At 48.0% G+C, this 14,001-nt stretch carries 12 protein-coding genes; 3 read left to right on the top strand and 9 right to left on the bottom strand.

Features of this window, described 5'->3' with window-relative positions; genetic code table 11:
• Position 1: 1 nt before the first annotated feature.
• Positions 2 to 958 (bottom strand): 50S ribosomal protein L11 methyltransferase, encoded by a 957-nt coding sequence (gene prmA / locus H0G69_RS03770; protein WP_180305211.1) that lies wholly within the window; start codon positions 956 to 958, stop codon positions 2 to 4.
• 61 nt (positions 959 to 1,019) lie between these two features.
• Complete coding sequence (locus H0G69_RS03765) at positions 1,020 to 1,325, bottom strand: hypothetical protein (RefSeq protein WP_006499807.1); 306 nt, start codon at positions 1,323 to 1,325, stop codon at positions 1,020 to 1,022.
• A gap of 453 nt (positions 1,326 to 1,778) precedes the next feature.
• Here H0G69_RS03765 and H0G69_RS03760 point away from each other — a divergent pair, with 453 nt between their 5' ends.
• Both H0G69_RS03760 and H0G69_RS03755 read left to right on the top strand, forming a co-directional pair.
• Positions 1,779 to 1,958, top strand: coding sequence for a hypothetical protein (locus H0G69_RS03760; RefSeq protein ID WP_034540933.1), 180 nt, complete (start codon positions 1,779 to 1,781; stop codon positions 1,956 to 1,958).
• 153 nt (positions 1,959 to 2,111) lie between these two features.
• The gene (locus H0G69_RS03755; protein WP_180305210.1) at positions 2,112 to 3,071 is read left to right on the top strand and encodes an L-lactate dehydrogenase; all 960 of its coding nucleotides are present in this window, start codon (positions 2,112 to 2,114) and stop codon (positions 3,069 to 3,071) included.
• A gap of 112 nt (positions 3,072 to 3,183) precedes the next feature.
• Here H0G69_RS03755 and spxB read toward each other — a convergent pair whose 3' ends face one another.
• From spxB to hrcA, 6 genes are all read right to left on the bottom strand, one after another.
• Entirely contained in the window at positions 3,184 to 5,079 is a 1,896-nt protein-coding gene (gene spxB, locus H0G69_RS03750) for a pyruvate oxidase (RefSeq protein WP_180305209.1), read from the bottom strand.
• Between the two features lie 607 nt (positions 5,080 to 5,686).
• Complete coding sequence (lepA, locus tag H0G69_RS03745) at positions 5,687 to 7,528, bottom strand: translation elongation factor 4 (protein ID WP_180305208.1); 1,842 nt, start codon at positions 7,526 to 7,528, stop codon at positions 5,687 to 5,689.
• Between the two features lie 145 nt (positions 7,529 to 7,673).
• Positions 7,674 to 8,828, bottom strand: coding sequence for a molecular chaperone DnaJ (dnaJ, locus tag H0G69_RS03740; RefSeq protein ID WP_180305207.1), 1,155 nt, complete (start codon positions 8,826 to 8,828; stop codon positions 7,674 to 7,676).
• A 127-nt stretch (positions 8,829 to 8,955) separates the two neighbouring features.
• Positions 8,956 to 10,818 carry a molecular chaperone DnaK gene (gene dnaK / locus H0G69_RS03735; protein ID WP_180305206.1) on the bottom strand — a complete coding sequence of 621 codons (1,863 nt, stop codon included), beginning with the start codon at positions 10,816 to 10,818 and terminating at the stop codon, positions 8,956 to 8,958.
• A gap of 36 nt (positions 10,819 to 10,854) precedes the next feature.
• Positions 10,855 to 11,454: a nucleotide exchange factor GrpE gene (gene grpE, locus H0G69_RS03730; protein ID WP_180305205.1), complete on the bottom strand. Its 600-nt coding sequence runs from the start codon at positions 11,452 to 11,454 to the stop codon at positions 10,855 to 10,857.
• A gap of 10 nt (positions 11,455 to 11,464) precedes the next feature.
• Complete coding sequence (gene hrcA, locus H0G69_RS03725; RefSeq protein ID WP_180305204.1) at positions 11,465 to 12,514, bottom strand: heat-inducible transcriptional repressor HrcA; 1,050 nt, start codon at positions 12,512 to 12,514, stop codon at positions 11,465 to 11,467.
• A gap of 180 nt (positions 12,515 to 12,694) precedes the next feature.
• Here hrcA and H0G69_RS03720 point away from each other — a divergent pair, with 180 nt between their 5' ends.
• Positions 12,695 to 13,063, top strand: a complete 369-nt coding sequence (locus tag H0G69_RS03720) for a hypothetical protein (protein WP_180305203.1) — start codon at positions 12,695 to 12,697, stop codon at positions 13,061 to 13,063.
• Positions 13,064 to 13,270: 207 nt separating this feature from the next.
• On the opposite strand, the gene H0G69_RS11050 is transcribed toward H0G69_RS03720, so the two are convergent.
• A complete protein-coding gene (locus H0G69_RS11050) occupies positions 13,271 to 13,930 on the bottom strand; it encodes a sugar O-acetyltransferase (RefSeq protein ID WP_180305202.1) in 660 nt (219 codons plus the stop codon).
• Positions 13,931 to 14,001: the final 71 nt, after the last annotated feature.

Here is a 14,001-nt window from a genome sequence, read left to right as displayed (position 1 = left end):
ATTATTCTGCCGGCGTTGGCTTATGGGCGATAATGCCATACCAGTCCTTAATCCGCATCGTCTCATCGATTTTAAAGCCGCCATCGCGCAATGCTTGGGCCACTTCATCAAATTTGTCGTTGATAATCCCAGAAGTCAGAAAATGACCGCCTGGCTTGAGATTTTCGTAAGCCTGTGGAATCAGCGGCAAAATAATCTCAGCCAGAATATTGGCAACGATCAGATCAGCATCTTGATCATGAATGCCATCCAAAAGACTGTTTACGCCAATCTCAACGTCTTTAGCAGCCGGATTGAGCGCCAGATTCTTTTTAGCAGAGCGGACAGCCACCTCATCAATGTCATAGGCCTTAATCTTACCAACGCCCAGCAGTTTAGCAGCGATACTGAGCACGCCTGATCCGGTACCGACGTCCAGCATGCTTTCACCGCCGCGCACCGTCAGCTCCAGGGCCTGCAGCATCAATTGCGTGGTTGGATGCGTTCCCGTACCAAATGCCATGCCGGGGTCTAAAATCAAAAGCTTTTCATCTGAGCTCGGCTGATAGTCCTCCCATTCCGGCACAACCGTCAAAGTCCGCGTGACTCGAACTGGATGATAGTACTTTTCCCAAGCGGTTTTCCAGTCCTGATTTTCGATTGCTTCGCTTTTAACCGTGGCAGGCATTGGATCCAGACCGAATGCCTGCAGTTTTAAAACCCGCTGCTTGATGCCGGGCAAAAGCTCTGGAACAAAAACATTGCTGGGATAATATCCCGTAACCGCGGCTCCCGTTTGGCGGTGAGGAATCGAGCTGGGATCAATAATCTCATCGCCATAGCGGCCAGGTTTCAATTTGGCAAAATCCGCGGCATCCTCAATCTGAATTCCCGCCGCGCCGGTATCGGTCAAAATATAGCTGACCGCGTCAACCGCCTCTGTACTGGTTTCGACGGTTACTGCCGTCCAATCATTCATCTTTTTTCCTCCTTTGTATGGCAAAAAAGCGCCCTAAAAGGCAAGGACGCTTCAGTTGTGCTTATTGATTTTGCGGATCGTCATGCTTGACTGCCTGCTTGGCAATCTTTTTCTGCTCTTCTTTTTCCATGTGCTGCTGCAGATACAAGATCAGATCCGTTTCCGTCTTAAAGATTCGCGGATGATGCTGATGATGCAGCCGAACATCAATCTCATTGATCTTTAAGCGACCCGTCCATGTATGGGAGTAGCGAACGATCACTCGGTTATTGAGCTTGTGCCGCCCAAAACGGAAAATATAAACGTGTTCCGGTGTCATCATCGGTCGAATATATTCACGTTTGTAATCCAGATCATTGTCGCGCATGAATTTTTTAGTTCGATTTAAGATGGCAATCCCTCCCCTACAATAGATTGGAAAAAATTTCCTTAACTAGTACTAACCATTTTATCATATTTAGCTTGACTTTGAACGTTTCAAGCCTAACAAAAATCAAACAATTAAAGTAACAGTCTATCATAAGTTGGAAAATAATAACAGAATATTTTTTGCTTTTTAAATTATCGAAATCTCGGAAATTTTCAAGCAGCATTATGGACAGTTTTTTCGTTTCGGAATTCCTTTGTTGATCTGGTTTGCGCAGGGTGGATCATCAAATCTAAATCTGCGTTTCCAGCAGCTGCTGCTTGTCAACTGCTATCACCTATCTTATTTATCAGATTAGATTAAGAAAGCATAAATACCAGACCTTTTTGGTGCTTTGGCCGCTGTTGAAATGGTAAAATCAGTCATCATCAATTATCAATGGAGGAAAACACGATGGAACTGCTGTTAACGCTGGTCGGTCTGTGGCTGCTTTGGAAACTGTTCAAACTTTCATTGCATCTGCTGTTTTGGATCGCCATCATTGCCGTCGCCGCTTTCTTTGTCAAAACGCTGATTCTGCCAGCTATTTTGCTGATCGGTGGCATTATCGGCTGGGGCGTTTTACGCGGCTAACGCAATTTTAGCTGAAATCAGTCATAAAATGATCAAAAACACAATTTTTTTATCATTTGCCTGGCTTTATTTACGCATTATTAACAAATTTCAAATCAGAATGCTATAATGAGTCTTGCAATATGCAATACTACTTTAAGGGAGACTTTACTTATGTCTAAGAATCATCAAAAAGTTGTCCTCGTCGGTGACGGCGCGGTAGGTTCAAGCTACGCATTTGCGATGGCACAACAAGGCCTGGCTGAAGAATTCGCGATCGTTGACATCATCAAGAAGCGTACGGAAGGTGACGCTCTTGACCTTGAAGACGCTACCCCATTCACGGCTCCAAAGGCTATCTACTCTGCTGACTACGACACCTGCAAGGATGCCGACCTGGTAGTTATCACTGCCGGTGCTCCACAAAAGCCAGGTGAAACTCGTCTGCAACTGGTTGACAAGAACCTGAAGATCATCAAGTCCGTTGTTGAACCAATCGTTAAGTCTGGCTTCAACGGTATCTTCCTGGTTGCCGCTAACCCAGTTGACATCCTGACCTACGCCGTTCAAAAGCTGTCCGGCTTCCCACGCAACAAGGTCGTTGGTTCCGGTACTTCTCTGGACTCCGCTCGTCTGCGGGTTGCTTTGGCTAAGAAGTTCAACGTTAGTCCAGTTGACGTTTCTGCCAACATCATGGCTGAACACGGTGACTCCGAATTTGCTGCCTACTCATCTGCTACGATCGGCGGCAAGCCACTGCTGGACCTGGCCAAGGAAAAGGGCGTTTCTGACGAAGAACTGCTGAAGATTGAAGATGACGTTCGTAACAAGGCTTACGAAATCATCAACCGCAAAGGCGCTACCTACTACGGTGTTGCTACTGCCCTGACTCGGATTTCCCGCGCTATCCTGCGTGACGAAAATGCCGTTCTGCCAGTTGGTGCCCCTGTTGATGGTGAATACGGTCTGAAGGGTATCTACATTGGTACGCCAGCCGTTGTTAACGCTTCTGGTGTCGCTCAAGTTCTGGAAGTTCCTCTGAACGAACGCGAATCCAAGGCTATGGCTGACTCTGCCAAGACCCTGCAAGAAGTTGCCGAAAACGGTATGGCTAAGCTGATGGGCGAAAACTAATCCGTTCTAGTATTGAATGCGAGAAAAGCTGCTGGTTATCCAGCGGCTTTTTTTTGTACTAAAAAAGCCCGCACAGTGGCGAGCTTAAAAATTGGTATCTTGGCTTAATGCTTTAGTGCTGAGAAGCCCCACTGGTAGCATCAGTGTCTGCTGGTTCGGGAGCGTCCTCTGATGCGCCGGTCGTGGTGTCGGCAAGCGGCTGATTGTCGGCTTCATCTTCCACACTGGCTGCTGAAGCTCCTGAGAAGGCGTCAATTTCTTCGCCATGTGCTTCCTTAGCGGCCTTTAAGAAATAGCTGAATGGCTTCAAGGCTTGGGCCTGGTACTTTTCAACGTATTCGTCAACCAGTTTTGGATCCTGGGTCTCTTTGTCTAAGAACATGTGGTTGGTCGAAAGCGGCATCTCATGGGTGAGCTTAACGTCAATTACTACTGGCAGATCCGTCTGCTGAGCCTCAACCATGGCCGCTTTGAATTCAGCTTTGGTGCGAACCGTAAAGGCCATAGCACCCATCCCTTTGGCAACGGTTGCCCAGTCGGTTTCTGGCAGATCAACGCCTGACAGTGGCTGGTGCGAGTCATCAAGCTGTTCTGCCACAATGTAGCCCAGGCATTCATTGCTGAAGACCACGTTGATGATGTGCATGTGGTACTTAACCTGAGTCAGGATTTCTTCCATCAGCATCGCAAAGCCGCCATCACCAGAAAGACTGTAGACATCACGATCAGGATAGTTGACCTTAGCTGAGATCGCAGCCGGCAGACCATAACCCATCGTTGCGTACTGACCAGAAGTACACCACTTTTGATCGTCGTGAATCATCAGCAGCCGCTCAAAGTTGATGTTGACGTTGCCGACATCAACCCCAAAGACGGCCTTGCTGGAAGCCATTTGATTGATCACGTCAAAGATTGGCTCTGGACGAACTGGCATCTCTTCGCTGTCATTAAAGCTGTTTTGCCAGTCCAGCCAGTTCTGCTTGTCGGCCAGTGCCGCATCATAAAAGGCAGATGGCGATTTTTCATCTGCAACGTCGGCCAGCGCTGCCAAAGCCGTTTTAGCATCACACAGCAGTGGCACGTCGATGTGATGACGCTTGCCCATCTTCTCTGGATCAGTATCGATTTGAATAACCTTGGCATCCGGATTAAACAGGAAGATACTGAACGGAACGTCGGTACCAACCCAAACGATCAAATCAGTACTAAAACCAATCTCGGCACCAGGCTTAGGCGCAACCCGACCAGCCGAGCCCAGATAGGCGGGATACTTTTCATCCAAAATTCCCTTGGCCAAAACTGAGGAAACCAGCGGCATCTTGTACTTTTCTGATACGCGCTTTAATTCCGCAGCGGCATCCTTAGCCCCAATCCCAAAGTAGATCATTGGCGCCTTGGCATCCTTGATCAGCTTGCCGGCCTTAGCCAACAGATCCTGGTCAACGACATAGTGTGCTTTAACGTGGTTGGCAACGTTAGGAACAAAGGTGTCAGGAATCTTGGCCCAACCAAAGTCTTTTGGAATCGTAACCGTAGCTGGACCATGATGCTTGTAGGCCTGCCGAATCGCTTCATCAATCATGCGGGGCAGACTTTCCGCCGTCATTGCCGTCTTGTTCCAAACCGAAACGTCTTCAAATGCCGGTTCCTCATCCATTGCTTGGAAAAAGTCCAGATTCATACGCGTTGAAGGAACCTGAGCAATGATTGCCAAAACCGGAACATGATCATGCTTGGCATCGTACAGCCCATTGAGCAGGTGAATGGCACCCGGGCCGGCAGAGCCAAAGCAGACCCCGATCTTGCCCGTTAATTTGGCATCAGCGGTTGCTGCCAATGCCCCCGCCTCTTCATGCCGCACCTGGATGAATTCCAATTCTTTACGTTGGTTGTAGATTGCGTTCATCGTGGAGTCAAAAGAACCACCAGGATAACCGTAGATGTGCTTAACGCCCCATTGCCGAATTACTTTTAAGACTGCATCGGAGCCACTGATCATTTTTGCCATCTTAATCTTCCTTCCATCCTTTAAAAATCATCCCGCCTGTACTTAACAGCCGGTCTCAATTGACGTTTTATCTCAGGCCGCTCTCTACTTCAGCCCTCATAGGATATGATAGCGCTTTTATGCATAATTACAAGTAGATTTTAATGAACATTTTTCACAATAAATAACAAGTCCCTTGATATCAGCATTTATATCAATCAAAATTTTTATTTTTCTTTGATAAAAGTTAAATTTAACGTTGATTTTTAACATTTTTAAACCAGTCATTATCAAATTATAATATGATGTCATGATTTAATAATAGTAATTGTATTTTATTTTCAATTAACAATACATTTCAATTTATATCGACTATTTATCACAAATATCGTAATGCTTGCTCACTATTTTATAAGCGTTTTATGCATATTTATCGGCATAATTTTGTCGTAAACGGGCAAAGGAAAAAGCCGGCTGCCAATCGCAACCGACTTATTACATCATTGATTTAGCATTCATCTAAAGCTGAATTACACCATTGATTTATAAACGCGTGAGAAAATCGTGGGAAAAAGCTAAAAAAATCAGTCTAGTTTTTGGCATCCCTAAAACACAAATGCCGTCATAGCTACTTCTTCTTTTCGTCGATTTCCTCATCGGTCTTCAAAACTGCCATGAAGGCTTCTTGTGGGACCTCAACGCGCCCAACTGCCTTCATCCGCTTCTTACCACGTTTCTGCTTGTCCAAAAGCTTGGCCCGCCGATCAGGATCCCCAGTATGAATCCGTGCCGTAACGTCCTTGCGGTAAGCCTTGATATTGGTCCGTGCAATGATCTTGGAACCAATGGCGGCTTGAATTGGAATTTCAAAGTTTTGCCGCGGAATAATCTTCTTGAGCTTGGTCGTGATTTCGCGTCCCCGTTCTTCGGCAAAGTCGCGGTGCGCAATGAAGCTTAAGGCATCGACCTTGTCACCGTTAAGCAGGATGTCGATCTTAACCAGGTCACTGACGCGATAGTCATCAATCTCATAATCAAGCGAGGCATAACCATGCGTGGAACTCTTCAGCTTATCAAAGAAGTCAAAGATGATTTCGGACAACGGAATATGATAGATTACATTGACCCGCGTCTCGCTCAGATATTCCATCGTGTCAAACTCGCCCCGCTTACGTTGGCAAAGCTCCATAACCGGGCCGACATAATCGTTTGGCACCATGATTGACGCTTTAACGTAAGGCTCTTTAATATCCTTGATAGAAGACGTATCTGGCATTTCAGCGGGGTTTTCCACTTCCTTCATCGTGCCGTCATGCAGATCGACATGATAGGTTACGGAAGGCGCCGTGGTAATCAGATCCAGATTGAATTCTCGTTCCAGACGCTCTTGAACGACATCCATATGCAAAAGTCCCAAGAAACCGCAGCGGAACCCAAAGCCCAATGCTTGTGAGGATTCTGGTTCAAATGTCAAGGCCGCGTCATTAAGCTGCAGTTTTTCCAAGGCATCCCTCAGATCATTGAACTTAGCGTTGTCGGTTGGATAAAGCCCCGCGTAAACCATTGGCGTCATTTGACGATAGCCGGCTAATGGCTTGTCAGTTGGGTGCTTGGCATCGGTAACCGTATCACCCACCCGCGTATCCTTAATATCTTTAATAGCCGCGGTAATATAGCCAACGTCACCAGCCATCAGAAAGTCGCGGGCCAGTGGCTTAGGCGAGTTGATCCCGACTTCAGCGACTTCATATTCAGTACCAGAGTTCATCAGTTTGATGCGATCGCCTTTCTTGACGGTTCCTTCAAAGACACGGACACTCAAGACCACGCCGCGATAGTCATCGTACTTGGAATCAAAAATCAGTGCCTTTAGCGGAGCCGTCAGATCACCAGTTGGCGCCGGTACTTCGGCAACGATTTTTTCCAGCACCTTTTCAACGCCCAGACCGGTTTTAGCACTGACGTCACAAGCATCACTGCAGTTCAGACCAATTTCTTCTTCGATCTGCTTTTTCGTTCCCGCAACGTCAGCGGAAGGCAGATCGATTTTATTGATGACTGGCAGGATCTCCAAGTCGTTGTCCAATGCCAGATAAACGTTGGCCAGCGTCTGTGCTTCAACCCCCTGCGTCGCGTCAACAACCAGAATAGCTCCTTCACAGGCTGCCAAAGAGCGTGAAACCTCATAGGAAAAGTCGACGTGCCCTGGCGTATCGATCAAATGGAAAATATAGTCCTCGCCGTCTTTGGCATGGTAGGTCAGCGCCACGGCATTTAATTTGATGGTAATGCCACGCTCCCGTTCCAATGGCATGTCATCAAGGATCTGGGCCTTCATTTCCCGCTTAGAGATCGAATCCGTCATTTCCAGGATCCGGTCCGCCAGCGTGGATTTCCCATGGTCGATATGGGCGACAATCGAAAAGTTCCGAATGTGCTTTTGGCGTTCTTTCATTTCTTCAAGATTCATTGATTTTTTGTGCTCACTTTCTGCGTTAAATGTCTATCTACCAGTATATCAAATCCCGTTGGCAACTCAAACTGGGGCGGTGCAAATATCGAAAAAAGAGCAATTCGCCGCGCACTGCAGCGTCTTGCTCTTTAAGTCTTTAGGCTTATTTTTCTTCAAAGCGATCCTTGAGCTTATCAAAGAAACCGCCCTTGTAGCCGGCAACATGTTCGCCACTGGCTTCAGCAAAGGCCAGCATTGCTTCTTTTTGCCGCTTGTTAAGATTCTTAGGCGTCTTAACGTGGACCGTCACATGCTCGTCGCCGTTGCCATTGCCATTGATGTGCGGTACCCCTTTGCCGCGCAGCCGGAATGAGGTTTCTGATTCCGTACCAGCCGGAATCTTTAAGTCAACATCGCCATGCACGGTCTTGACCTTGATTTTATCACCCAATGCGGCTTGCGCAAACGAGATATCCTGATCAACGTAGATCGTGGAGCCCTCCCGTTTAAAGTCGCGGCTTGGCGTTACCGTAAAGACAATGTATAAATCACCGTATGGGCCGCCATTGGTTCCTGCCTCGCCTTGGTGCTGCAGACGCATCTGCTGGCCATCATCGATTCCGGCCGGCACCTTGACCTTGAGCTTGTGCTTTTCTTGAATATGACCTGAGCCGTGGCACTTGTCACATTGATCTTCTGGCTTGATTTCCTTACCGGTACCATGACAGGTTGGGCAGACGGTCTGGGACTGCATCATCCCCATCATCGTTTGCCGCCGCTGCATTACAACCCCAGAACCGCCACAGGTGTGACAGGTCGAAGGCGACTTGCCTGGCTTGGCGCCTGAACCGTGGCAGACGTTACATTCAGCTTCCCGATCGTATTTAATAGTGGTTTCCTTACCAAAGATGGCATCCATAAAGTCCAGCGTCATGTTGTACTGCAGATCGCGTCCCTGGCGAGGTGCCGTGGGGTCGCGACGAGCACGGCCGCCACCGAACAGATCGCTGAAGATATCGCCAAAATCGCCAAAGCCGCCTTGACTGAAACCGCCCTGACCGAAGCCGCCGAAGCCTTGACCGCCACCAAAGCCGCCTTGAGGGCCAGCGGAGCCAAACTGATCATATTGAGCCCGTTTCTGCTGATCATGCAGTACTTCATAGGCTTCATTGATTTTTTTGAATTTTTCTTCGGCTCCCGGCTCATGGTTGACGTCTGGATGATATTTAGCCGCCAGCTTCCGATAGGCCCGATTGATTTCAGCGTCTGAAGCATCCTTTTTGACGCCTAAAATGTCGTAATAGTTTTTCTCTGCCATTTAAATCCCTCGCAACGCAATTTTTCTCTCTTACTTTATAGCATAGTCACGATAAATAAGCAAAAGCCAAAGTCCGTTAGGGGGGCTTTGGCTTTTTGCTTATCTAAATCGGCTTCGGCTGACTGGCCTACTTGTTGTCGTCATCGTTGACTTCAGTAAAGTCGCCATCAACGGTCTTGCCGTCGCCCTTGCCGTTATTGTTGTCAGCACCGCCATTGTTGCCGTCAGTACCATTTTGTTGGTTTTCTTGTTGAGCTTGTTGGTAGAGCTTGACTGCCAAGTCTTGAACGATCTTGTTTAATTCGTCCTTCTTGGTCTTCATCGCATCGAAGTCCTTGGCATCCTTAGCCTTTTGCAGAGCATCGCGAGCGTCCTTGGCCTTCTTGATCTCATCTTCAGAAACCTTGCCGTCAAGTTCCTTAATAGTCTTGTCGGTTTGGAAGATCAGCTGGTCAGATTCATTCATCAGATCAACTTCTTCTTTCTTCTTCTTGTCGGCTTCAGCGTGTTCTTCAGCGTCTTTGCGCATCCGTTCGATTTCTTCATCAGACAGACCAGAGTTGGACTTGATCGTAATGTTTTGCTTCTTGTGCGTACCTTGGTCTTCGGCAGAAACGTTAACGATCCCGTTCTTGTCGATGTCGAAGGTAACCTTGATTTGAGGAACGCCACGTGGTGCAGGTGGAATGTCCGTCAGTTGGAAGTTGCCAAGCGTCTTGTTGTCAGCTGCCATTGGACGTTCACCTTGCAGAACATGGATATCAACGGCTGGTTGGTTGTCAGCGGCCGTAGAGAAGATCTGGCTCTTGGAGGTTGGGATCGTCGTGTTGCGGTCGATCAGCTTGGTCATTACCCCACCCATGGTTTCAATACCAAGGGAAAGCGGCGTAACATCAAGCAAAACAACGTCCTTAACGTCACCAGTCAGAACCCCACCTTGAATGGCAGCCCCCAGCGCAACGGCTTCATCAGGGTTGATAGAGTGGTTTGGTTCCTTGCCAGTCAAGTCCTTAACCAGTTCTTGAACGGCTGGAATCCGCGTTGAGCCACCGTTTAGGATAACTTCATCAATGTCGTTGAAGTCCAGGCCGGCATCGTGCAGAGCGTTCATAACTGGCTGCTTGGTCTTTTCAACCAGGTCGTTGGTCAGCTGGTTGAACTTAGCCCGCGTCAGCGTTTGGTCCAGGTGTACCGGTTGACCGTCTTTTTGCGCGATAAATGGCAGGTTGATTTCAGCAGATTGTGAGCTGGAAAGTTCCTTCTTAGCCTTTTCAGCAGCATCCTTCAACCGTTGCAGCGCCATCTTGTCTTGAGACAGGTCAATGCCTTGTTCAGCCTTGAAGCCATCGATCAGCCAATCCATGATCTTTTGGTCAAAGTCGTCACCACCCAGATGAGTGTCACCAGAAGTGGAAAGAACTTGGAAGACACCATCGCCCAGTTCAAGGATGGAAACGTCGAACGTACCACCACCAAGGTCATAAACCAGGATCTTTTCGTCTTTGTCCTTCTTGTCCAGGCCATATGCCAGTGAGGAAGCAGTTGGTTCGTTGATGATCCGCTTAACTTCCAGACCAGCAATCTTACCAGCATCCTTGGTAGCTTGACGCTGAGCATCGTTGAAGTAGGCTGGTACCGTGATAACAGCTTGGGTTACCGTGTCGCCAATGTAGTCTTCAGCGTACTTCTTGATGTATTGCAGAATCATTGCTGAGATTTCTTGCGGTGTGTACTTCTTGCCATCAACGTCAACCGTGTAGCCTGGTTCGCCCATGTGACTCTTGATTGAAGTAATGGTGTTTGGGTTCGTAATTGCTTGACGCTTAGCCGTTTCACCGACTTGAACCTCACCATTCTTGAAAGATACGACAGAAGGAGTCGTCCGGCCACCTTCTGGGTTGGTAATAATCTTAGGTTCGTTACCTTCCATAACGGCAACGGCGGAATTAGTGGTACCAAGGTCGATACCGATAATCTTATTGCTTGCCATAAATGTTTTCCCTCTTTTTATATTGGTTTATTTAAGTTATTGTGCAACAACGACCATTGAAGGACGCAGCACCCGGTCCTTCATTTCATAGCCAGCCTGCAGAACCTGAACAATAGTGTCGGCTTTTTGATCATCCGAAGCTGGCGCGGTTTGAACCGCCTGATGCTTGGTCGGATCAAAAGGCGTGCCTGGCTCAGCTGGAATCTCAACAATCCCATGGTCCTTGAGCGCCTTTTCCAAGTGGTCGTGAACCATTTGAATGCCCTTCTTGAACTCTTGGGCCTGCTTGTCATCCAGTTGAGTTGCCAAGGCCCGCTTCAAGTTGTCCAAAACAGGCAGGATGTCTTTAGCCAGTCCTTGACCATCGTATTTGATCAATTGCGCGCGTTCTTTTTTAAAGTGGTTGTTCATATTCTGAATTTCCGCTTGCGCCCGCAGATACTGGTCGTCTTTTTCATCCAGCTGCTTTTTCAGATCGGCAATCTGCTGCTTGAGTGCGGCAGTTGGATCTCCCTTGGCAGCTGACTTGGCATCCTTGGCTTCTTCGGCATTCTTAGCCGCTTGGTCAGCCGCAGTCTGTTCAGCTGCTTGAGCCGCCTTTTCTTCCTTGGCAGCTGCTGATTTCTTTTCAGCCATCGAACCCCTCCTATAAATCGTAATAATTGTGATAGTAGTCGAGCAGTCGTTTAGCCAGCTCGCGTCTGAACGCGTCAACCAGGCCAATCGTCCGCGAATAAGGCATCCGCGTTGGCCCCAGCACAGCGATAATGCCCTTGCCGTATTGGTTGACGTCGTAGGTAGCGGTGATCAGACTGTAGTCGTTGAGCACCTGGTTGTCGGCAATCTCACTGCCAATCTTGACGTTGACCCCATCATTTGGTGAATCGGCGTCAATGATGCTTGACAGATTATCGCTTTGATCGAGCAGTCCATACAATGCCCGCAGCGCCTGTGGATTCTGCCGATCAGAATAGCCGAGAATGTTGAGCCGACCGCCAACGAAGTATTTTTCGCGAGCTGCCTGCCCCAATACGCTGTCAAAGATCTGCAGAAAGCCGTCGGGACTGTGCAGATACTGACTAACCTTTAATGGTATATCAGTCTGCAGATGCTTGACAACCGTGACCAGCGGCAAGCCTACCAGCTGGTCATTAATCAAGCGTACCACGGCCTCCAAAGCCTGCGTATCCAGATTCTTAGGCAGGGTGAACGATTGACTCTCCACCTCGCCACTGTCCGTAACCAGAATGGCAATAACTTTTTGATTACCCAACGGCACCAAGCGAAAACCGCTCAAGTGCACGTCTTTTTGTTCTGGCTTCAACGTAAACGCCGTGTAAGACGTCAGCGCTGAAAGAATATCAGCTGAATGCGAAACGATCTCATCAATTTTGTGAAAATCGGCACCCAATGAATTTTGGATTACCATCAGATCACTGTCGGTAACGGCTGCCGGATCAAGCAGATGGTCAACGTAATAGCGATAGCCTTGCTTGGAAGGAACGCGACCAGAACTGGAATGCTCTTTTTTCACGAAACCTTCTCGCTCCAGCACTGCCATTTCGTTGCGGATCGTGGCTGAGCTGACCTTAATTGGGAGCTTGTCAGCCAAGACCTTGCTGCCGACCGGTTGACCAGTCGCCGTATATTGACGTACAATCGCTTGCAGGATTTGCTTTTGACGCTGTGTTAGCATTGGCATCACTTCCTTTTAGCACTCTAACTGCCTAAGTGCTAAACACAATTTATAATATACCAACCCCACCGATAAAAGTCAACAATAGTCAAACTTTTTTTCGATAAAAATGTCAAGATTAGTCAAAAGCCGCTGCCTCTTGATTATCAAGGCAGCGTCCCCCAAGCAAAGGAGTCACTTATGAACGAAGAAAATCGCTATGTCCAGCCCCAAAACGCCAAAGAAGCCATGGAGCTGATTCAAAAACTGTTCAACCAGTACCGCAACGCGCCATTGACCGCGGAACTGCTTCAGTATCACAATAATTTGATCATGCGGCTGCAGACCGACATCAAGCAGGCAGCCGAAGCAGAAGGCCAGACCGCGCTTTTAAAGGACCTGCATGAAATGACCGAACTGATGCGCCGCTGGACGACGATTCGGCTCAGCGGGCGTCCGTTTGCCGGTAAGATGCGTCATTTCCGCTTTGCGCCAGCCAACGGACAGAAATTTAAGCGCCAGGTGCACAAAATTGGTGGCAGCAGTGCATACCGCGCCAGTCGTCATTAATTAAATCATTGACAAGGGCTTGAGCTACGAGCTGCCAAGCATGAAGCAGGCAAGCAGTTCCATTAATTGGCAAATCCATCATCAAGACTTACTCGGGACCGACTTTAACTTTCAATGGAATTTGAAATCACTTTAACCAAAACATCCAATCAAAAATCCCCGTTTCAAAATGAAATGGGGATTTTCAGCTATCTTAGTCTAAATTTATCAGTCGCGTTCCTTTTCTCGTAGCGAACGCGGCATTTTATTTTCCTGATACGTCTGCCAGACATTGATGCGGTCTTTTTCATCCAGTTGACGAATTACGCGCGCAGGCACACCGGCTACCAAAGAATTAGCTGGCACGTCTTTGGTTACCACAGCCCCGGCCGCCACAATGCTGCCCGCGCCAATCGTGACCCCACCGACAATCGTTGCACTTGAGCAGATCCAGCAGTTCGCGCCAATCACAACTGGTTTGGCGTACTCCAAGTCATGACGGCCATCTGGATATTCTGTCACCATGCGTTCTTCTTTCAACAGTGGATGACATGGCGTGGCAATCGTAACCCCACTGCCAATCATGACGCCATCCCCTAAAGTAATCGGCGCGTCATCCAGAAAAGTGCAGTTGTAATTAATAAAGCATTCGCGACCAACATGAATATTGCTGCCATATTCACAGTAAAACGGCAAGAAGATTCCCAAATCATTGCCCTTGGCGGAAGGAATCAATTCTTCTTTCAGATGCTCAATCGCCGCCTGATCCGTTATCAAAGTCTGGTTTAAGCGCTGACACAACGCCATCCGTTCCATATGATAAACGCCAAGCTTTGAATCAAATGCATTATACAGTCGACCACTGATCATTTTTTCAAATTCATCCATTGGAATAAATCCTTTCTTAATTGCTGATTAGGTTCTGCCCCATAACCTGGCTGCTGCCGGCTGACTACATT

This window comes from Limosilactobacillus mucosae, from assembly GCF_013423865.1.
Lineage (GTDB): Bacteria > Bacillota > Bacilli > Lactobacillales > Lactobacillaceae > Limosilactobacillus > Limosilactobacillus mucosae.
The sequence above is the reverse complement of the archived record's forward strand: the minus strand, read 5'-3'. Positions and strand labels throughout refer to the sequence as shown.

What these genes read in the sequence shown, in the direction of transcription:
- H0G69_RS11050 (WP_180305202.1), bottom strand. Translation starts at nt 13,930, where the DNA reads ATGGATGAATTTGAAAAAATGATCAGTGGTCGACTGTATAATGCATTT.
- prmA (WP_180305211.1), bottom strand. Translation starts at nt 958, where the DNA reads ATGAATGATTGGACGGCAGTAACCGTCGAAACCAGTACAGAGGCGGTT.
- H0G69_RS03755 (WP_180305210.1), top strand. Translation starts at nt 2,112, where the DNA reads ATGTCTAAGAATCATCAAAAAGTTGTCCTCGTCGGTGACGGCGCGGTA.
- H0G69_RS03720 (WP_180305203.1), top strand. Translation starts at nt 12,695, where the DNA reads ATGAACGAAGAAAATCGCTATGTCCAGCCCCAAAACGCCAAAGAAGCC.
- H0G69_RS03765 (WP_006499807.1), bottom strand. Translation starts at nt 1,325, where the DNA reads ATGCGCGACAATGATCTGGATTACAAACGTGAATATATTCGACCGATG.
- spxB (WP_180305209.1), bottom strand. Translation starts at nt 5,079, where the DNA reads ATGGCAAAAATGATCAGTGGCTCCGATGCAGTCTTAAAAGTAATTCGG.
- lepA (WP_180305208.1), bottom strand. Translation starts at nt 7,528, where the DNA reads ATGAATCTTGAAGAAATGAAAGAACGCCAAAAGCACATTCGGAACTTT.
- dnaJ (WP_180305207.1), bottom strand. Translation starts at nt 8,828, where the DNA reads ATGGCAGAGAAAAACTATTACGACATTTTAGGCGTCAAAAAGGATGCT.
- grpE (WP_180305205.1), bottom strand. Translation starts at nt 11,454, where the DNA reads ATGGCTGAAAAGAAATCAGCAGCTGCCAAGGAAGAAAAGGCGGCTCAA.
- H0G69_RS03760 (WP_034540933.1), top strand. Translation starts at nt 1,779, where the DNA reads ATGGAACTGCTGTTAACGCTGGTCGGTCTGTGGCTGCTTTGGAAACTG.
- hrcA (WP_180305204.1), bottom strand. Translation starts at nt 12,514, where the DNA reads ATGCTAACACAGCGTCAAAAGCAAATCCTGCAAGCGATTGTACGTCAA.
- dnaK (WP_180305206.1), bottom strand. Translation starts at nt 10,818, where the DNA reads ATGGCAAGCAATAAGATTATCGGTATCGACCTTGGTACCACTAATTCC.